At 46.1% G+C, this 20,435-nt stretch carries 9 protein-coding genes (1 of these 9 running past the window's edge); 8 read left to right on the top strand and 1 reads right to left on the bottom strand.

Annotated features, from left to right (window positions below; translation table 11 throughout):
* The first annotated feature begins 245 nt into the window (after positions 1-245).
* Positions 246-890: a TetR/AcrR family transcriptional regulator gene (locus AC51G0_RS23335; RefSeq protein WP_496304044.1), complete on the top strand. Its 645-nt coding sequence runs from the start codon at positions 246-248 to the stop codon at positions 888-890.
* Positions 891-1,015: 125 nt separating this feature from the next.
* On the opposite strand, the gene AC51G0_RS23330 is transcribed toward AC51G0_RS23335, so the two are convergent.
* Positions 1,016-3,604, bottom strand: coding sequence for a beta-N-acetylhexosaminidase (locus tag AC51G0_RS23330; RefSeq protein ID WP_496304043.1), 2,589 nt, complete (start codon positions 3,602-3,604; stop codon positions 1,016-1,018).
* A 642-nt stretch (positions 3,605-4,246) separates the two neighbouring features.
* Here AC51G0_RS23330 and AC51G0_RS23325 point away from each other — a divergent pair.
* The 7 genes from AC51G0_RS23325 to AC51G0_RS23295 all read left to right on the top strand — a co-directional run.
* Positions 4,247-6,358: a peptidase domain-containing ABC transporter gene (locus tag AC51G0_RS23325; RefSeq protein ID WP_496304042.1), complete on the top strand. Its 2,112-nt coding sequence runs from the start codon at positions 4,247-4,249 to the stop codon at positions 6,356-6,358.
* The gene (locus AC51G0_RS23320; protein ID WP_496304041.1) at positions 6,340-7,698 is read left to right on the top strand and encodes an HlyD family type I secretion periplasmic adaptor subunit; all 1,359 of its coding nucleotides are present in this window, start codon (positions 6,340-6,342) and stop codon (positions 7,696-7,698) included. The genes AC51G0_RS23325 and AC51G0_RS23320 overlap by 19 nt, the downstream gene beginning before the upstream one ends.
* Positions 7,699-7,720: 22 nt before the next feature.
* Positions 7,721-8,827: a class I SAM-dependent methyltransferase gene (locus AC51G0_RS23315; protein WP_496304186.1), complete on the top strand. Its 1,107-nt coding sequence runs from the start codon at positions 7,721-7,723 to the stop codon at positions 8,825-8,827.
* 71 nt (positions 8,828-8,898) lie between these two features.
* On the top strand, positions 8,899-14,181 hold the full coding sequence (locus tag AC51G0_RS23310) for a beta-ketoacyl synthase N-terminal-like domain-containing protein (RefSeq protein ID WP_496304040.1): 5,283 nt from the start codon (positions 8,899-8,901) through the stop codon (positions 14,179-14,181).
* Positions 14,178-15,782, top strand: coding sequence for an aminotransferase class V-fold PLP-dependent enzyme (locus AC51G0_RS23305; RefSeq protein ID WP_496304039.1), 1,605 nt, complete (start codon positions 14,178-14,180; stop codon positions 15,780-15,782). Before AC51G0_RS23310 ends, AC51G0_RS23305 begins: the two co-directional genes overlap by 4 nt.
* Positions 15,783-15,822: 40 nt before the next feature.
* Positions 15,823-17,139: a serine hydrolase domain-containing protein gene (locus tag AC51G0_RS23300; protein ID WP_496304038.1), complete on the top strand. Its 1,317-nt coding sequence runs from the start codon at positions 15,823-15,825 to the stop codon at positions 17,137-17,139.
* 98 nt (positions 17,140-17,237) lie between these two features.
* On the top strand, positions 17,238-20,435 hold the 5' end (the start) of the coding sequence (locus tag AC51G0_RS23295) for an amino acid adenylation domain-containing protein (protein WP_496304037.1). It continues 7,953 nt past the right edge of the window; the window shows 3,198 of its 11,151 coding nt (coding positions 1-3,198); its start codon is at positions 17,238-17,240; the stop codon falls past the right edge of the window.

Below are 20,435 nucleotides of genomic sequence, written 5' to 3'. Positions count from 1 at the left end.
CTAAGGAAGGGGCAGGCTAAGTGGGGTTGATGTGGGTCTCATTTCACTGGGTTTATTATTCCGCAAACCTCGACATTTGATGAATTCGTAGATAGCAATATTGATTCATATCAAATGCGGCAGTGGTATTGAAGGTGAAATGTGGAAAATTTGAACAGCCCTTAGTTTTCATACGGTTGGTTAATGTTTAATCAGTGCAGGGCCAAAATGTTGAGAGCCTGAATTATGAATGGTAACGGAATATCATGAATGCATTAGCCAAGTCTCGCGGTCGTCCGAAACAAGAAGCCGAGTTGCCTTGTAGCCAGCAGGGCATTCTCGATGTCGCCAGGCGTTTGTTTATGAAGCATTCCTATAATAAAGTGACCACTCGCCGGATAGCACAGGAAGCCGGGGTTGATGTTGCATTGATTGGCTATTACTTCGAGAGCAAGGCCGGGTTGTACAAAGCCGTGTTCGACGATATCTACTCACCGTTTTTTGACAAACTAAACCAGTTAAAGAAAGCCTCTTCAAACCGAAATACCATTGAAGAGCTGTTTATGACTATTTTCTATTTGGATATCGAGCACCCGGAATTGCTGGGTATTATCTATAAGACGCTAGTGCTGAATGACGGCCCAAGGCGCAGTTATATTGATCAATCGATACTGTCCTACACCGATGCTTTCCATATCAAGATCTTCACCGTGCTGCAGCAAAAAGGTTTTTTAGACCCGAGCCTGGATACCCACTTACTCAAAGACAGTTTCAATGCCTTGGTGATGATGCCTTTTTTCTTCTATCCGCTAAAAAGGGAAGGCCAATCGAAAGCTGAGACAATTGGGTATTTGGAAAGACTGTATCGGCATAATATCCGATTGTTTTTATATGGCTGTGCGGTTGATTAGATGTTGAGGCTTTTTGGGGAGCCGTGATTGACCTGCCGCTGTGTGCGATTGTGTGTTAATTATTCAGGTTGATATTAAAAAAAGCCCCGGTATCAACCGGGGCGATATCTTAGAAGATGCTGTGATTACTTAACAACGGCAATACGGCTTGTACGATCACCTGACACGGTGCGGACCTTGACACCAGCCGCTACTGCAGGCGGGTTCTTGTGATCCAAGATCTTCCAGCTGTTGCCATTATCGACTGAGTATTCAATGGATAGCCCAGGGAATGGTGAGTTCGCCTTGAGCAACCCTGATTCAATGACTGCACCAGGAACCGGAAGGTTGAAAGTAATGCCGTCTGCTTCCATTTTCGGGAAGACCTTTTGTGTCACCAGGTTGGCAAACTGATTGTAGTCAGCATTACGTGCGGCTTCATCTGCTGGGACCTTGGCTAGATCATTGGCTTCCCATGGTGCAGTGTGCCAGGCCCTTTCTGCTACGCCCAGAAGACGTGGGAACACCATGCCTTCAAATTGCTCTTCGGTTCGAACCGTCTCAGCCCACAGCGAGCCTTGAAGACCTAGGATATTCTCAGGACGTTCCAAAGATTTAACGCCAGCGCCGGCAACAACCTCCTCCTTGGTGATCGGTGCACCGGCACGGGTGAAGTCTGCGTTGGCGTATACATCATCCGGCATATAGCCGAAGGTCTTGCGGGTATCGGTAAAGCGCGGAGCCCAGTAGTAACCACGCTCGTTTGGATCAGGCTCGTATGGGTGGTCGAAATACATGTGGGTAGCCTGGTTGAGCACCACATCATAGCCACTGTTCGCAAGGTTGTAGGCGCGATCTGCCACGCCCCATTCCCAGATATTCTGCCATGCGTTTCCGGATACACTGGTATTTGACAGCTGGCCGCGCGGGTAGACTTTCCCTTCATTCATCAGGCCATCTTCCCATCCGCCGAGGTTGAGATCATAATTTGCCGTAATAACAGAAATACGTTCGACAAAATAGCGGCTGAGATCTGAGATGCTGGTAATACCATGGTTATTGTTGGCCAGGAATGCCTTACAGACTGGAGAGTCTTTCCATGCTCCTGCAATTTCGTCACCGCCGAAGTGGAATCTCTTGAGCGGCTGGATGTCTTGGTGCAGCGCAACAAGGTTGCCCACGACGGTATCGACAAAGGTATAGGTCGACTCCATACAGACATTCATGGCGTTATCGGTGAACATCTGGACAGAGAGGTAGTCAGACTTGTCGTTGAGGTCTGTCAGCAGGTGTTTAGTGGCTTGTACTTCATCACCCTTGGCCATGAAATTGGCGTAACGGGCTTCCATGGCCTTGATGGCAGCATGGGCATGGCCCGGCATATCCAATTCCGGAATGACTTCGATATTCAGGCTATTGGCATAACGTAGGATGTCGCGGTAGTCCTCAGTCGTGTAATAGCCATTAGATTCGGTCGTCCCTTCAGGGCCAGCGCCCAGGAATGGCAGGATACACTTGGTGCTGGTTAGATCATGGCAGCGCTTGGCACCGACTTCGGTCAGCTCGGGCAGGTCGGCGACCTCAAGTCTCCAGCCCTCGTCATCGGCAAGGCGCAGATGGAGTTTGTTAAGCTTGAAGCTGGCCATTTGATCCAGTAGCTGGAGCAGGGAGTCTTTGCTGCGGAAATTTCGGCTGGAGTCTACCGATAGGCCACGGTATTCGAAACGAGGTGCATCAACAACAGATACAGCCGGGATGGATGCGCCATCTTTTAGCTGAAGCAGTGTTTGAGCTGCGTAGAAGGCGCCTGCTTGGTCAACAGCTTTAATGTTGATTTTACTTGCTGTGGTATCAACATCTAAATTATAAGCCTCGGACCACTTCGCCTGCCCGTCAATTGTTACTTGTCCCCAGCCAACACGAATAACGTTATTGGTGGCGGGTGACCAAGGTAGTGCAGTGATGCCAAGCTGGCTTGCTAGGTATTTGGCCTGCTCTTGGTAACCGTCATCAAAAACAACCACCCATGACGGATCAAGAGTAAGTACTTCTGTTCCAAGTGTAATAGAGGCCGGGGTTGGTATCACGCCTGAAATGTTCTCGATAATGGACAGGTCGGCGTTGCGATCGAAGCGGTCTTGGGCAGTAAATGGGTCGTAGAAGTCTGTTATAGCTGCACTACCATAGCGTTTCCATTGTTGGGGGGTATCAAAGTCTGTAACGAAGGGTAATTCTTCACTTGGCTTCACAGGTATTTTGCTGTTGATCTTGTTGCTTGTACTGGTGATCAGGGCTGTGATTTCCTGGCCGCCGTCTTCTGAGACCAGATACCAGTTTGGCATGACGTCTGTCTTGGCGACTAGCCAGTCCCCAGCATCGAACTCGAAGTTGAATGTCTGTCCGGGTTTGAGCGGCTTGAATTGTGCTGTAGGCTCTAATTTAAAGATGTCGCCATTAACGTGGGTAAATTTTAATGTTGGTGTGGATAGCGCTTTGATCATTCGGATGTGGCTAAAGTAGATGCCCCACCCTGCTGCCGGCAACTCTTGTTGACTGGTGTTGGTAATTGACAGCCCACCGCGGAAAGTGCGCCAATCATCTTGGGTGTTATCTATTACGCTGTATTTAACATCAAGGCCTTCACCGAGCTTATTAAGATCTGATTGCGTGATTGCGTATGATGGCGCACAGAATGTGGCCGCCAATGCAATTGACAAAAGTGATTTTTGTAACATATGCCTTCCTTATTATTCATTTGCGAAACAAATAAAGAGTAAGAAGAAATAAATGGGAAGAGAAGTTTTACTGTGTGTAATTATGACTTAATTGTTAAATGTATTAAGTGCTTCTAAATTGAATGTGTTCTAAATCAGGCATGGGAATTTTCTTTGCGAGCTAGAACACGTTATTTACATTTTAGTGAATAAAATTAAAAGAAATTGCTTATGCGTGATTTTTGAGAATAAAGGGTATCATTTGAAACTTGCAGATTGTCGTGTTGGCATATGGTTTATTCCTATTGCGAATTTGATAAAAATGCTTGTAGAGTGGTGTGTGTCCTTTTTTGTTATAAAAATTTCACAAAAAATCTTATCAATCAGCGTGCTGTGTGAAATTTTCACTATTCTGTATTTAAATATGGATAAGTCAATATGTGATTTTGCTTTTTATTTGAACTGCGATTGGTTTGGTCTGTTTAATTATTTTTTTGATAAGAGAATAGGCTGTTTTGTGAACTGAGCCGAGGTTATGCCTCTGTTCATGAGTAATCATTTAGACAGAAACTTATCAATTGTTATGATGATTATATTAATTAAAAATCCTTGTCAGCAGGATGATATGAACAGGTTCTTAATACGGTGAGTAGCACAAACGTCATGACTGGATACCAGGCATTGTATAAACTCTATAGCAATCAAGGTATATCTGTTTCTGAAGATGAACTTATAAAAAAGCACTCTGGATTGGACGATGAGCTAAGTATCAAGTCTATTATTAAATCCGCCAGAAAATATGGTTTGACGGCTAAATTCGAACACACCAACTTGCTAGAACTGGGGCACTTCAATTTACCTCTAATGGCAAGAGCTAAAAGTGGCCAATGGGCTGTAGTGATCAATGTATTGCCCAGTAAAGTTACTGTTATACTCGAGGATGATAGTGCAAAAGATATTGATGTAAATGAATTTTCTGAGTTGTGGAGTGGTGAGGTCGTCTCTATTGAGCCTGTGGCAGAGCCGGAGCGGCTTTTTGGTTTTAAATGGCTGTTTTCTACTTTTCTAAGGCACCGGGCTGTTATTGGGCAGCTTCTTCTCGCTACTTTACTCCTACAATGTTTTGCCTTGGTTACGCCGTTCTTTTTCCAAGTTGTGGTTGACAAGATACTTGTCCATCATAACATTGATACCCTGATTTTACTCACCGCAGGAATGGTTGTTATATCCATTTTTGATGTCACATTAGCATTGCTGAGAGATTATATATTCTACCATACAATAACTAGAATAGATGCAAGTCTTGGCTCAAAAGTATTTGCAAAGCTAATGTCTTTACCTTTTTCATACTTTTCAAAAAACTCTGTAGGGCAAATTTTATCAAGAGTGAGAGAGCTTGAAAATATCAGTCAGTTTCTGAATGATTCGACGGTCACTATGATTATTGATTTGGCATTCACATTAGTGTTAATAGCCGTGATGTATATATACAGCCCGACTTTAACGATGGTTGTTATTGCGTCAATTATACTATACGTAGTATTGCTCTCTTTGAATGTTCCCGCTTTCTTCAAAAACCTTGATCGCCAGTTTGGATTAGGCGCTAGAAATAACTCCTTTCTTGTTGAGAATGTATCCGGTATCGAAACGCTGAAAAGCCTTGGTATTGAAGGTAATATGAGCCGACATTGGGACACCATCTTGTCAGAGTTTGTTCAAACTGTTTTCAAGGGGAAAATGGTTCAGGCGAGAGGAGTCCAAGGCGTTGAGTTAATAAGTAAGTTAACAACGGTGTTTGTTTTGTTCTTTGGTGCTCATCTGGTTATTTCTGGAAGTTTGACAATTGGTCAGCTAATTGCCTTTAGTATGCTAACAACGAATATTATGATGCCTGTAATTCGTCTTGCTCATTTATGGCAAAGTTTACAGAAAGCACGCGTTGCTGTTGTTCGCTTGGCAGAGATCTTAAACGCCGAAGAAGAGTCACTACCTAATCAACACTTTCTTACCCCGGCTAAGCTTGAAGGAAACATTGAGCTTGACCAAGTCTGCTTCTCCTATTTACCCGATGGACCAATAACATTGGATCAGGTTTCAGTCACCATTAAAAAGGGGGAAGTCGTAGGGGTGGTTGGACGCTCGGGATCGGGTAAAAGTACGTTAGTCCGTTTATTGAATAAACTTTATCGGCCTGATAACGGCCAGATTTTATTTGATGGCCAAGACATAAATCAGATTGATCCGGTATGGCTACGTCAGCAGATAGGCGTTGTATTGCAAGATAATGTGTTGTTTGCAACAACGGTCAAAAATAATATCGCGATGGGAGATCCTACATTAAGCCTGGAAAAGGTTATTGAGGCGGCGCAAATGGTTGGAGCCCATGATTTTATCATGCAGATGCCTCATGGTTATGACACGGTGTTAGAGGAGCGAGGAGGCAACCTTTCTGGAGGACAAAGGCAGAGGATTGCTATTGCAAGAGCTTTGGTAACTAATCCTAGGATTCTTATTTTCGACGAAGCAACAAGTGCGCTGGATTATCAGTCCGAGCACATTATTCAAGAAAGAATGAAAGAGATCAGTGAAGGGCGAACAGTCATCATTATTGCCCATCGCTTATCGACGGTCAGGGATGCTGACCGGATCATTACGATGGATCAAGGCCAGATCGTCGAGCAAGGATCACATGATGAACTGTGCCTTACTGGTGGCACTTACGCCCAATTGTATAAGCAGCAGGCAGGGGGTGAGCTATGTTTGGTCGATGGTTAAGCGCAAAACTATTTTATGCCGACGAAATGTCATTCTCTCCTTCGATGATCCGGCTGCAACAGCGTCCTCCTGCTATCGGAGCCCAGCTGATGCTGATACTCATCTGTATGATATTTGGTGCATTCGTGTTGTGGGCCTCAATGGGGCATATCAATATTTTGGTATCCGGATATGGCAAGATTGAGACAGTTTCTCACTTGACAAGGATACAACCTGTAACGGTGGGCAAAATTAGCCGATTGCTGGTTGAGGAGGGCGAACATGTCTCAGCTGGACAATTGCTGGTAGAGCTAGATAGTACAGAATATGATGTCGATAGAGCTCATCTTGAGAGAAAAATAGCGTATCAGGAGCTTGTCTTAGCGCGCTTGACGCTGACTGATGCTGCTATCACTCAAGAGCGTAAAAATAAGGAGAAGCTAACGGGTTCAATGCAGATTGATCCGGGATTTATTGAGCACCAACAACTGAAGATGGACTCAGAAATAAATAGTTATTTCGCCGAACTCCAAAGATTTGATGGAAAAAATCAAGAAAAAATTGCCGAGAAAGATGAAGTTACGGCCTTGATTAATAAACTCGAGCAATTCTTGGAAATATCCACCGAGCAAGAAGGTGCCAAGAGAGTGCTCAGTGAGCAAAAAGTGCTTTCTCGGCTATCATGGCTTGATGAGCGAAGAAACTTGATTGCAGATGAGCAGGAACTGTATGTACTCAAGCAAAAGATCAGGCGTATCGATGCCTCCATTAATCAAGTAAGGCAAGAAAAGCTGAGTTTCAAAGCTGCCATGAAAAGCTCAGTTGCAACAGAGCGGCTAAGTACTTTAGAAGAGTATACTACGGCCAAGGAAGAGCTAAAAAGAATTCAAACCCGCATAGCCCATAGTCAGCTAAGGTCTCCGGTTTCAGGTGTCGTCCATCAGCTGCAGGCTTACCGAGCAGGAGAGGTATTACTTGAAGCACAGCCGGTAATGCAAATTATTCCAGATGAAACTGAACTCGAAGTTGTTGTGTATGTACCCAACCGAGATATAGGGTTTGTTCGGCTCGGAGCCGATACCATCATAAAAGTTGAAAGTTATCCTTATACCCAGTATGGAAAGTTGACTGGTACTGTAAAGGCTGTGTCTCCCGATGCAATAGAGCTTGTTGACAATGGTTTGTATTTTGAAGTGAAGGTTAAACTCGACCAGCAGTATATCGACTATCATGATAATCGGCTTAAGTTAACACCAGGAATGTCAGTGTTGAGTGAGATAAAAACGGGCGAGAGAAAGCTTGTTGAATATTTTTTATCACCACTGATTCAAATGAAAGATAAAGCTTTTAGTGAACGTTAGTAAATAAAAGGCTCGTCCTGTGATGAAGAACAATCAATTGGAAAAAAAAGCCTTAACGGCTTACATCGATGCATTTTCTGGTGTGGAAATAATGGCGACTCACCTAGTTGCTCACGCGATGTTAACGTTAGGGTTTGAAGACAGTACAGGTTTAGCCAGGCCAATATCTTCAATACCTGTTTGTAAAGAGAAAGAAGCATTACTTCAAGCATGCCTTTTTATTATTGATAAAGAGGGGATATTACAATGGAACAGTCACGAGCAGGGCTATACGATAGATAAGTCTGCAGTAAAATCGATGAAAGAGCTCGCGGAGCTTAAAGCGAGTCTTATCGATAATTGCCCCTCTATCGATTCACACTTGAATCTACTTCTTCAGTGTGCAAGAAGCCTCCCCGCAGTTATTGCGGGGAAACTTGATGGATTGCAAGTTCTTTTTCCTGACGGTCAGTCTGAATTAGTTGCACGAACTTACCAAGGTAACGCTTTGCAAGATGATCTTAACTTGACTATAGGCAAGCAAGTTGTTGATGAGCTGAGACGTATTGAGACATCAAGAAATTCTATACCTCGAGTTCTTGAAATCGGTGCGGGTACCTGCGCAACAACCTTACCGGTAATGAAGGCGCTTGAGCAGTCTGATATCAAGGCGGAGCTGTGTGTAAGTGATATTTCTCTAAGTTTGGTGAAAGAAGCTGAAAAGAGGTTTTCTGCTCAATATCCTTTCACTCGATTTTCAGTTGTTGATATTGAAAATCAAAATGAAGACGTCATAAAAAAGAATGGGCTGTTTGATGTTATATATGCGGCCAATGTTTTACATGCCACATCGGATATAACTCCCGTTATTGATAACATTGTAAAACTATTACGTCCGGGAGGGGTTGTTATCATTAATGAGTTAACGGATTTCTCGATATTTGCCACTGTTACATTTGGTCTTACCGATGGTTGGTGGTTATTTAAGGATGATGAAAGGATCTCATTTTCTCCACTTATTAAAGCTCAAAAGTGGAAACAGCTGTTGTCAGATGCCGGATTCAAAAACATATCTGCTTATTATCCATCCTATAATAATGAATCATATACCTATCAGGCCATGATATCTGGGCATCTAAATGATGGCTAAATTGATTATAAACATATACCAGTAAAGAATTATATTTCTATAACGCATCTAATAGTTCCGAGGAGATAGGAATGGTTGAACTGTGGAGTGAGTTTTCGGCATTAATGGAGTCTTATTATAAGCACTCCACTGTTGTTACTTCATATGACATTGAAAAGAAACTTAAATCGTTGCTTTCCCATGAGAAAAATATTGTAGATATACTGGTTTGCATAAACGATGATATTGCAACGTTCACATTATTCTCGAGTACATCAACTAACATCGATGAAAGTTCAGTATATGCCTATCTCGTCAGGCATGCCCCCATTTTGGTCGATAGAGTAATTGTCAACGTTGTTTGCCTAAAACAGGATGCAATCTGCAAAGGTGAAGATGTTATTGTGCCTGAAAAAGCACCGACATCGATGGCTGATGCCTTGTCACGAACAGCCGCTAATTTTCCTCAGAAAACGTTAACTTTCAGTGAAGCTACTGGCGATCAACAAACGATTACCTATCAACAGCTGTATCAAAATGCGCGCACGGTGGCGGCTTGCCTAGCCCAGGCCGATAGTCAAAGTCAGCGCGCAGTTGTTTTAGTTGCTGGGGAGATGTCTGCTTATATTACCGCGTTTTGGGGGTGTGTACTTGCAGGCAGGCCGTCGTTGACGGTAATGCTAGCACCTGAGTACACCGGTGACGATATCAATAAAACTAAACTATGCCAGGCTATCTCAGTACTAGAGCCAGAGTTCGTCATTTGCTGTGACGAAGGTTTCCGACGAATTAGCCAAGCCGAAGACGTCATCATCGGAGCTGAACTACTTAGATCTGGCGCCTTGCTTGATATGCCCCCGACAACCATGCCGGATCTTCAAACTGCTGGCGCTGCATCACCTTTATTTTACCAACTTACCTCTGGCAGCACTGGCGAAGCGAAAGTTATAGCCATTAGTGAGGCGGCAGTACTGGGGCAAATCCATTCTGTAAATCAGCACTGCCATTATCATTGTGATCATGTTTCATTGAACTGGCTGCCGTTTGATCATGTCATCGCTTTACTGGCTGTTCATTTACATGATGTTTATCTCGGTCGCCAGCAAATCCATCTAGCGACGTCACTGGTATTAGCCGATCCGCTGTATTGGGTACGCCAACTAGAGCTGCATCAGGTAACACATTGCTTTGCGCCTAATTTTATCTTCAAACAGGTTCTTGAGCAGTTGGTGAAAGAGCCTGATCATAAGATCTGTGATCTTTCCTGGCTTGAACAGATTGTCAGCGGTGGCGAGGCTGTTGCTGCCGATAGCGTGGCGCATTTTCTTCAGGCATTCGATTCTGCAGGCATCAGGAATACGGTGATCCAACCCTCGTATGGAATGGCCGAAGCAGCTGCTGGAGTGAGCTTTGAGCAGTCGTGGACGCCTGAGGACAGCGTTAAAGATTTGAAGGCAATTGATGGCGCTGGAGATACGGAGGCCAGAGTCACATCGCTTGGATGCGTATTGCCGGGATTGGCTATGCAAATTGTCGATTCAGATCAGCAGGTGCTCAAAGAGCGGGAAGTGGGAGAGATACAGCTGGCAGGGCATAAATTGTGTCACGGCAGCAATGGATGGTTCAGGACGGGCGATCTGGGTTTTATTGATCAACAACGGCTGTTTGTAACGGGTAGGCTTAAGGATGTGATTATCATCAATGGAGCTAACCATTATAGCCACCAGCTGGAAGGAATGATTGCCGACATTGACGGGGTACGATCCGGTTCTGTGGCTGTAGTCGGCTACAGCCACAATGATTCGGAGTCTATCGCTGTATTTTACGTCCCTGAAGACGAGGCATTTATAGCAACAGATGATACGCATTACCTCTCCCAGATTGTACAAATTAAACGGGTACTGGGTAAAAGCGTTGGCTTGGCCGCATCGGTTGTCCTGCCTGTCACAGAAGATCAATTTCCTAAAACCAGCATCGGCAAGATAAAGCGGACCTCGCTTCAGCATGCTTTAAAGGCTGGGGAATTTGTCGAACGCATTCATACAATCTCGGCGTTATTATCAGCACGATGGCTTGATACAACCCGCCGGCATCACTCTTCGATTATTATTTCTGATCTTCGATCTATATGGATGGATGTCCTGGGAGTCGAGGGAATCGATGATCATGCTAACTTCTTTGAGCTTGGCGGCAATTCAGTGCTTTCAGCCCGGTTGATTAGTCAAGTTAATCATCACTTCAACCTTTGCCTTAATACCGTCGCGCTGTTTGAAGCCCCGAATATCGCTGCGATGGGAGAGATGCTATCCAATCGCAAGCCAGAACTGTTCGGCAATAATGCACAGGCAGGCCAAGTCGAAAAGGAGCATAAAACAGGCGGCAAGGATATTGCCATTATTGGCATGGCCGGCATTTTTCCAGGCGCGGCCAATATTGATGAATTTTGGCAAAAACTGCTCGAAGGTGAAGAGCTCATGACTCAATTCTCCGATCAGGAATTGGCTGAGGCAGGTCTGTCATCTTCGCGCTATAGCCATGAAGACTATGTTGCCCGGGGAGGGTATGTAGAAGGAACCGATGAATTTGATGCGGCCTTTTTTAATTATCCGTTAAAAGATGCCGAATTGATGGATCCCCAGTCTCGTCTATTGCACCAGCAGTGCTGGCATGCGCTCGAAAATGCAGGGTATGTTCCAGCAAACTACCCTGGTGCTATAGGCCTGTATGTGGGTGCTAGCAGCAGCTGCAATATTGACTGGATGAACCGGGCTTCTCGAGCGGTTGAAAGCGAGCAGTTCTCAGACATTATGACATTGCATACCTTGGCTGACCGCGATTTTATTGCTACCCGGATAGCGTATGCCATTGGCCTGACGGGGCCTGCTGTTACGGTTCAAACCGCTTGCTCTACCGGACTTGTTGCAACGCACTCGGCCATTCAGTCACTGCGTGAAGGCAGCTGTGATATTGCCTTATCTGGTGCGGCTTCGGTCAAACCTGTCAAGCAAGGCTATACGCGCCAGAGTGGCATGATGCTGTCGGAAAGCGGGATATGCCGGCCTTTCGATGCCGAGGCTGATGGGACCGTCTTTACCGAAGGGGTTGGCGTTGTTGCTTTGAAGCTTCTGGATCGTGCTCTTAATGACGGTGATAACATTATTGCGGTCATAAAAGGCGCTGCGGTTAATAATGACGGAAGGCAAAAAGCGGGATATTTGGCACCGGGTATTCATGGCCAGGAGGCGGTCATTCGTGGCGCATTTGCCGATGCCCAAGTAGACCCGGATTCGATTGGGTATATCGAAGCCCATGGCACAGCAACCCAGCTTGGCGATCCGATAGAAGTCAAGGCGCTGACCAATGTATTTAAAGGCCGAGAAACACCACTATGTCGGTTAGGCTCGGTGAAGTCCAATATTGGTCATGCTGAAGCAGCTGCCGGGATTGCGGGCCTGATAAAAAGTGCTTTGGCTGTTCACCACAAGAAGGTTCCGGCCTCACTGCATTATCGACATGCCAACACTCAGATTGATTTCGCATCTAGCCCGTTTCAGGTCAATAGTCGATTATGGAATTGGGAGGGTGCACTGCGGCCATACCGTGCCGGGGTGAGTTCGTTCGGGATCGGCGGAACCAATGCGCATGTGATTGTAGAAGAGCCACCGCAAGCCCCGGCGAAAAGCAATAATGAAGAGAGTTGGGTTGTCCTCCCTGTTTCGGCAAAGTCAACCAATGCATTGCGTGCAGCTAAACACCAGTTGGCCGATTTCATGAATCGATCTCCGCATGTGTCGCTAGCTGATGTTGCCTATACATTAGGGGCGGGGCGGGGTCATTTTGCCCGGCGCCAAGCCGTTGTTTGCCGAACGGCAAAAGAGGCTCAACAAGTATTGGAGCAACCCTCCCGTTCCCTGCCGTTGGATCAGAAAAAAGACGTATTTCTAATGTTTCCGGGCCAAGGTGCCCAGTACCAGGGGATGTTCGGCGAATTATTCATGGCCTACAGGCCGTTTCGCCATGTAGTAAACCAATGCCTAGCCTTGTTACCTGAACAGCTCCGCGACGATCTGGCTGCAATAATAAGCGGTGAACAACACGATGCCGACAAGCTTAATGATACCAGGCTGGTCCAGCCGGCATTGTTTATTGTTCAGTATTCACTGGCGAAGGTGTTAATTAGGTGGGGAATCGAACCCAAGGGAATGATTGGCCATAGCCTTGGCGAATATGTAGCAGCTTGTATCTCGCAAGTGATGACACTTGATGATGCGCTGAACCTCGTAGTAACAAGAGGTCGGCTGATGTCACAAGCCGAAAAAGGCAGCATGCTGGGTGTCTCTTTGACTGAAGATGAAGTGCGGCAATACCTGTCCGAGACAGTAAATTTGGCGGCTGTCAATGGACCAAGCCAGTGTGTGCTGTCAGGTCAGGAGGAGTCGATTGAACAGGTAGAGAGCCTGCTGGGTAAGGCGGGAGCATCCTTCCAGCGTCTACCTGTCAGCCATGCTTATCACTCTTATATGATGGACGGGATCCTGGCTGAATTCGCCAGCCATGTCGCCTCTATTTCGATACAGGCACCGGCCATTCCGTATATTTCGACGCTGACGGGGTATTGGGTAACTGACGAGGTGCTAAACCCAGACTATTGGGTGAGGCACTTGCGCGAGACGGTCTGCTTTAACAAGGGGATCGAGCTGATGATGAAAGCGCAAAATGCTGTTTTTCTGGATATGGGGCCTGGTAAAACACTTGGCTCGCTAATACGTCAGCATCCGGGTATACAGCCTTCGCATTTGGTGATTAGCCTGACACGCCATCAAAAAGAGACCATTTCAGATATTGAGCCGCTGTTTAATGCCGCGGGAATGTTGTACGAAAATGGCTTCGATATTAACTGGATGCAGTTGAACCCGCAGGAGAATGCATGCCGTATTTCGCTTCCGTTGTATCCGTTCGACAAGCAAACATTTGAGTTGGTTTTAAAAGGCCAGGAAAACTACCGCTTAAATGACGCGAATGGAATAGAAGCCTCTGAAGAGGAGATGTTGGGAAAGCGGCAACGGCCAATATCGGACATTCCCTACCGGGCACCGGAAACACCCAATGAGAAGTTAGTCGCTGATTTTTGGAGCGATGAGCTGGGTATAGTCCAGCCAGGGCTAGATGATGCGTTTTTTGAACTCGGTGGTGACTCGCTCGTCATGCTAAGGCTGGTTAACCGAATTAATGAGCACTTTGGTACAGGGCTAACTGTCTCAGCGCTAATGGAAGCACAAACAATTAAAGATCAGGTCATGATTGCGGAAATGATAAGCACAAACCACGCCGATGAAACAGAAGACTTTGTAATGGACCTGGGAGAATTGCTATGAGCCTTATGGAGTGCCTGCTGGAAAATGAATTACTTTCTTTTGAGAAAGAAAAATCGATAAATCATGACGCTAAGGTGAAAGAGCTTTACCAGTTATCGTTTTCAGGGATGCTCAACCATTACCTGCCCCGCCATGATAATGATGAGAAGATCAATTCGGGCCTGAAACTTGAAAATAGCAGGGATAGTTTTGATAGTGTAGAGATAAACAAAACGCCAACCTCACCAGATGAATACCTTGCATTTCTGGAAAATGTTGTATTTCCGAATACAGTAAACACATTTTCAAATAAGTATCTTGGCCACATGACAGCGCCGCTACCTGAATTTATCACTGAAGTTGCGAGTGCTGTATCTCGTATGAACCAAAACCAGGTAAAAGTTGAAACATCCAGCGTTTTGACTTTGATTGAACGCCAGGTCTTAGGGGTTATTCATAATAAGATCTATCGCCAGCCTACAGAGTTTTACGAGCAAAATATGCACTGCCCGGAACGAAGCCTGGGGGTGATTACCGGCGGAGGGACACTCGCCAATATTACCAGCTTGAGCTATGCCCTTAATGCGGCATTTTGTGCCGATGCGCATTTTGCAGGGCTGGCGAAGGAAGGCCTAGTTGCCGCCCTAAACCATTATGGTCGCAAGGATGTTGTTATCATCGGCTCGAAGAGAATGCATTACTCTATCGATAAGGCTGCCAAGTTATTGGGACTTGGCGAAAAGAATGTAATTCGCCTTGATACGCATCGTAACGGCCAGGTCGATTTGGAGCAGATGCGAGAATGTTTACACCAGTGTCGTCAAGAGAACGTTCATGTACTGGCTGTTATTGGTATTGCCGGAGCAACAGAAACCGGCAGTGTCGATCCACTCGAAGAAATAGGTTTGCTAGCGAAAGAATTCGGTGTGCACTTTCATGCTGATGCGGCGTGGGGAGGTGCATACGTGTTCTCCCAGAAGCACAGGGAATTAATGAATGGCATCGAATTCGCAGATACGGTGACGATCTGTGCTCACAAGCAGTTGTATATCCCAATGGGAACCAGCCTTTGTATCTTTAAGTCACCAACCTTCGCGACACATTCAGAGAACAATACGGCTTATCAGTGTAAGAAAGGCAGCTACGATCTTGGTCGTTATACCATTGAAGGTTCAAGGCCGGCTTCAGTACTGATGTTGCATGCCCTGATTAATATGTGGGGAGATGATGGGCTACAGCACGTCATGGATATGACGCTGTCGACCGCTGAATTATTTACAAAAAAGATAAAGTCGTCGAATATTTTTTCCTTGGTTCAGGAACCCGATCTAAATATTGTTGTTTACCGTTATATCCCCGCAAAACTTCGCGCTAAAAATGAAGCGGGAGAAAAATTAAATAACAATGAACTTATGATAACTAATGATATTAATCAACAAATACAAAAGCAGCAATTTATGAAAGGGAATACCTTTGTTTCCTCAACCACACTCGTCGATGGTGAGGTGAGAAACGTTGTTTTTCGGGCTGTATTCTGTAACCCATTAACACAAGAAAAAGATCTCAATGCTTTATTGGCTGATCAAGCAGAAATAGCTGCAGAAATTGAAAGCTTGGGATGAGTAAATAATTATTATTTTTCAATTTGGTTAGGTGGTGATAATGAAAAAAATATCGAGAAGGAATTTGATTAAAGTTGCGGCAATAGCTGGTGCGGGAGCAACGGCTTCTGTAATGCTCAATGATAGGGAAAAAACATATCAGGAGAAGCTCGATACACTATTTAATGAAGCTCTTACTGATCTACCGGCAGCCAGTATCGGTGCCGCAATTATTAAAGGTGGCGAACTGGTATGGTCAAAAGGTTACGGCTACCAGGATATCGAAACCCGCACGCCGATGAGTGCCGACAGCATATGGCAGACAATCGGCTCGGTGTCTAAGCTGGTGGCATGGACGGCACTGATGCAGCTGATTGAAAAACAGCAGATTGAACTGCATGGCGATATTAGCCGCTATGCCGGGGCGAAAATCAGAAACCCACGTTACCCGGATACGGTGATTACCCCCTATCACTTGCTGACCCATTCCTCTTCGTTTTCAAGCCGGAAGCTGATGTCCGCCCCGAACACGATGGCGGATATGTTCTGTAAGTCCTATACGATGGATTTAAAGATGTGGGTGCTGGAAAATATCCTGGAAACCGGAAAACACTATTCGCCTGACTTGGTGTTTGATAACTACCGGCCGGGTGACTTTGACAATATAAAGAATGATCCTCTGGGGGTCTTGTCAGGGTATTCAAGTATCAACTCTGTTATAGCGGCCTATCTGGTTGAGTGCGTATCTGGAATAACTTTCGAACAATATTGCAAAGAAGAGATATTTGACCGAATCGGGATGGATAATACCGCCTGGTCAAAAGGAAGTCTGGATAAAATGCGGCTGATCACTCCCTATGAGGCCACCAAAAGCCAGCGTGCACCTATTATGGCGGTTTATACTAAAGCGATGCAAGATAAAGGTTACCTGAGTACTGGCGCAGTCGAATCAGGTGATGGAAAAGGTTATTATGCAGTCGAAAGCTGCGATTATTTTTCACCGTTTTACCCTTCGGCATTACTGGGAACGACAGTTAATTCTTTTGCCAAATTCCTGATTGCATTTTTGAATAGCGGGAAGGTAAACCACAACCAGTTATTAAAGCCTGAAACCATCAATCAAATGTTCTCTATGCAGCGCAACGATAGCTGGACAGGTTTTGGAATTGGGTTAGGCTGGTTTCAATTTTCTGGCCGAAATGGCCGAGTTATGTGGGGGCATGACGGGGGCGGGCCGGGGATTATGGCAAAGGTAGAAATAGACCCAGAGACGAGGAGTGGATTTGTTTTGTTTGTTAATAATTTCTTTGTGAAGTATAGCGGCAGAGGGAATTTAATTAACGAGCTCAGAAAAACTATGGATAGTTTGGATACCTGATTATTTTTATCTTCCTATAAAACCAAACACAATAATTTAGAAGCTAATCATACCAGCCATTACCCATGTGGCTGGCTAGCTGTATTCGGGAATTTAGTATGAGTGTGATTGAGTTACTTAATAAATTAAAATTATCTGGCTGCAAGCTGGAAGTCGAAGGAAGTAATCTAAGGGTGAAAGGTAAACTGCCCAGCCAGCTTCGTGATCAAGTTATTGCCCATAAAAAAGAGATTATCTCTCTGCTCGGAAATAACAGGCAGCCGACTTTAATAAAGAACTCAAAAAATAATGCCGATAAATTCCCGGCCCATAACGGGCAGCGAGGATTGTGGATTATCAGCCAACAGGAAGGAGCTGAAGCTGCCTATCTCGAGCCCGGCTATCGTTATTACCTGAAAGGCGACCTGGATCAAGATGCCTTAAACCGGGCGTTTTCAGAACTGGTGCGCCGCCATGAAATTATCCGGACTACTTATCAATATACCGACCAGGGGCTGTGGCAGAATGTGCAGCCGGCATCCGGCTTTGAGCTCAGCATAGATGATCTGCGAAGGCTTGGTGAAACGGAAAAAAGCCAACGTGAAAGGGCAATCCTAGAGGCAGAATCATGCCGGCCTTTTGATCTCGAAAAGGATTTGATGCTCAGGGCCAGGCTGGTTCGCTTCAGCGACGATGAGTATCTGCTGTTTATGGTCATGCATCATATCGCCATGGACGGTTGGTCCTGGCGGGTGATCACCACCGAGTTGCAGTCGCTGTACAATAGCTTTGCCGCCGGTATCGCCCCTTCTCTCCCGGAGCCTGCCTTTCAGTACACGGACTATGTCCATTGGCGGAGCAAAGTGCAGTTTGAACAAAATATCGCCCCGTCGCTGGCATACTGGCGCAAAAAACTGGAGGGGGCCCCGGAGCTGCACAGCCTGCCGCTTGACTACCCGAGGGCGAATTACCAGTCCTATCAAAGCCAAGTCGAGACGCTTCAGCTATCGGTCGCCGAAACAGCCTCCCTTTACCAGCTGGCCCGCGAGCAAAATGTGACTCTCTTTGCTGTTCTGCACGCCCTGCTTGCTGTTGTGTTGTCGCGTCATAGCGGCGAGAAGGATATTGTGGTCGGATCGCCTTTCTCGGGCCGAACCAACTACGAGTTCGAGTCTATGGTTGGCTTTTTTGTCAATACGCTGGCGCTGCGTACCGAGCTTGACGGCGATCCGGCGTTTTGCGATGTGCTCAAGCAGGTCAGCCAGACAATCAAGGAAGCCGATCAGCATCAGGACCTGCCTTTCGATATGCTGGTGGACAAACTGAATTACAGCCGGAGTAGTGCGTATTCCCCTGTATTCCAGATCATGCTGGTATTGCTGAATATGGACTTGCCGCAGCTGGAGCTTAATGGGGTGAGGCAAGTTTCGATCGGTCAGCCTGTCTATTCCCAGACCAAATATGATATTTCGCTGATTTGCTTTGAAGATCACGGGCAATTGACGCTGAACGTTGAGTATTGCGCTGCGTTATTCAAGCCAGAAACGATCCAAAGGCTGACCCGGCATCTGCGCAACACCATGGAGGGCGTGATCACGAACTCGGCAGTTAAGCTGTCTGATATTGAGATGCTGACAGACGCTGAGCGCTCCCGGCTGCTCAACAATCCCCCTCTAGCCCAGAGCTCTGAACCACGACTGTGTATTCATCATTTATTCGAGCAGCAGGTTGCCAAAACACCCGATGCGACTGCCCTTGAATATCAAGGAGAGGCTTTTTCCTATTCTATCCTGAACCAGCGGGCTAACCAGTTAGCGTATCAATTGATAGAGCGGGGAGTAGGGCCTGATCGCCCCGTGGCGCTATGCATGAATCGTACTCCTGATTTGATTGTCGCCCTGATCTCTGTGCTAAAAGCTGGAGGTACATACGTATCGGTGGATCCTAAGTACCCGCTTAAGCGGCAGGCATTTATTCTTGCTGACTCCAACTGCCACCTTTTACTCACTGAAAAAGAGTTTAATAGAAACTTTTCGGATTTTGATAAAGAGATATTGCTCCTAGAAAATCATGGCGACTTTATTAATCCTGCGATTGTAGATGAAAGTAAAGGTAACCCTGAGACTGCGGTTATTCCTCGCCACCTCTCTCACCTGATTTATACATCGGGTTCGACAGGCAGACCTAAAGGGGTCATGGTCGAACACCGGAATGTTACCGCTCTGATCGACTGGGCATTAGGAACCTATGAGAGTGATGAACTAAAGAAAGTCCTGTTCAGCACGTCGCTCAATTTTGACTTGTCTATTTTTGAGCTGTGGGCACCGCTACTTAGCGGTGGTGCCGTGTTACTCGTCGATGACATCGCCAGACTAGCGGAAGAGGCTAGCCTGGAGCCGACCTTGATCAATTCGGTACCCAGTGCCCTCTATGCCTTGCTCGAAGCCAGTGCGATTCCCGATTCCGTGAAGACGCTCAATGTGGCCGGTGAGCCCTTGTCCAGCAAACTGGTCAACCTGGCCTTTTCCAAGTCAAAAATACAGCAGTTATATAACCTGTACGGTCCGTCGGAAGATACAACGTACTCAACGTATGCGCGTTTTACCGGCTACATAGAGGCAGAGCCGTGTATTGGTAAACCGATAGATAATACATTTGCCTATGTTCTGGATGATGCTCAGGCACTGTTGCCTGAGGGCGCTATCGGAGAGCTATATCTATCTGGCCTGGGGGTTGCCAGGGGCTACATGAACCGCGAAGACCTTAATCAAAGTTGTTTTATTGCCAATCCATTTGTAATCGCGGGCCATGAGAGGCTGTATAAAACGGGCGATTTGGTGCGTTGGGGCGCAGAAGGAGAGCTTGAATATATCGGCCGTAAGGATCACCAGGTAAAAGTTCGTGGCTTCCGTATCGAACTCGGCGAAATTGAATCTGCGCTGTCGGGTCTTGATGGCATCAGGGAGCAGGCTGTTATTGTCAAGATCGGCGATAGCGGCGAGAAGTCCCTGGTCGGTTATGTCACCCTTACCGATACGGGGAAGGGTGATAACGAGCAGGCTAAGCTGGCCATTCGTGATCAGCTCAATGACGCGATTCCTGATTATATGGTTCCTGGGCACATTGTTGTGCTGGATGCAATGCCATTAACTAAAAATGGCAAGGTCGACCGTCACGCATTGCAGGCTATGGATTATGTTGCTCCGCAGGAAGAGTTAGTCTTGCCGGCAAATCAGTTGGAATCAACGCTATTTGAAATTTGGCAAAGTGTACTGGGAGCGAAAGCACTTGGTGTCAATACCAACTTCTTTTCAGCG

The organism is Photobacterium sp. HL06 (assembly GCF_059552575.1).
This window is presented reverse-complemented; position numbering and strand designations above follow the sequence as displayed.

Excerpts from the sequence above, each read along its gene's own strand:
- AC51G0_RS23310 (WP_496304040.1), top strand. The coding sequence starts at position 8,899 with ATGGTTGAACTGTGGAGTGAGTTTTCGGCATTAATGGAGTCTTATTAT.
- AC51G0_RS23325 (WP_496304042.1), top strand. The coding sequence starts at position 4,247 with ATGACTGGATACCAGGCATTGTATAAACTCTATAGCAATCAAGGTATA.
- AC51G0_RS23300 (WP_496304038.1), top strand. The coding sequence starts at position 15,823 with ATGAAAAAAATATCGAGAAGGAATTTGATTAAAGTTGCGGCAATAGCT.
- AC51G0_RS23315 (WP_496304186.1), top strand. The coding sequence starts at position 7,721 with ATGAAGAACAATCAATTGGAAAAAAAAGCCTTAACGGCTTACATCGAT.
- AC51G0_RS23320 (WP_496304041.1), top strand. The coding sequence starts at position 6,340 with ATGTTTGGTCGATGGTTAAGCGCAAAACTATTTTATGCCGACGAAATG.
- AC51G0_RS23330 (WP_496304043.1), bottom strand. The coding sequence starts at position 3,604 with ATGTTACAAAAATCACTTTTGTCAATTGCATTGGCGGCCACATTCTGT.
- AC51G0_RS23335 (WP_496304044.1), top strand. The coding sequence starts at position 246 with ATGAATGCATTAGCCAAGTCTCGCGGTCGTCCGAAACAAGAAGCCGAG.
- AC51G0_RS23305 (WP_496304039.1), top strand. The coding sequence starts at position 14,178 with ATGAGCCTTATGGAGTGCCTGCTGGAAAATGAATTACTTTCTTTTGAG.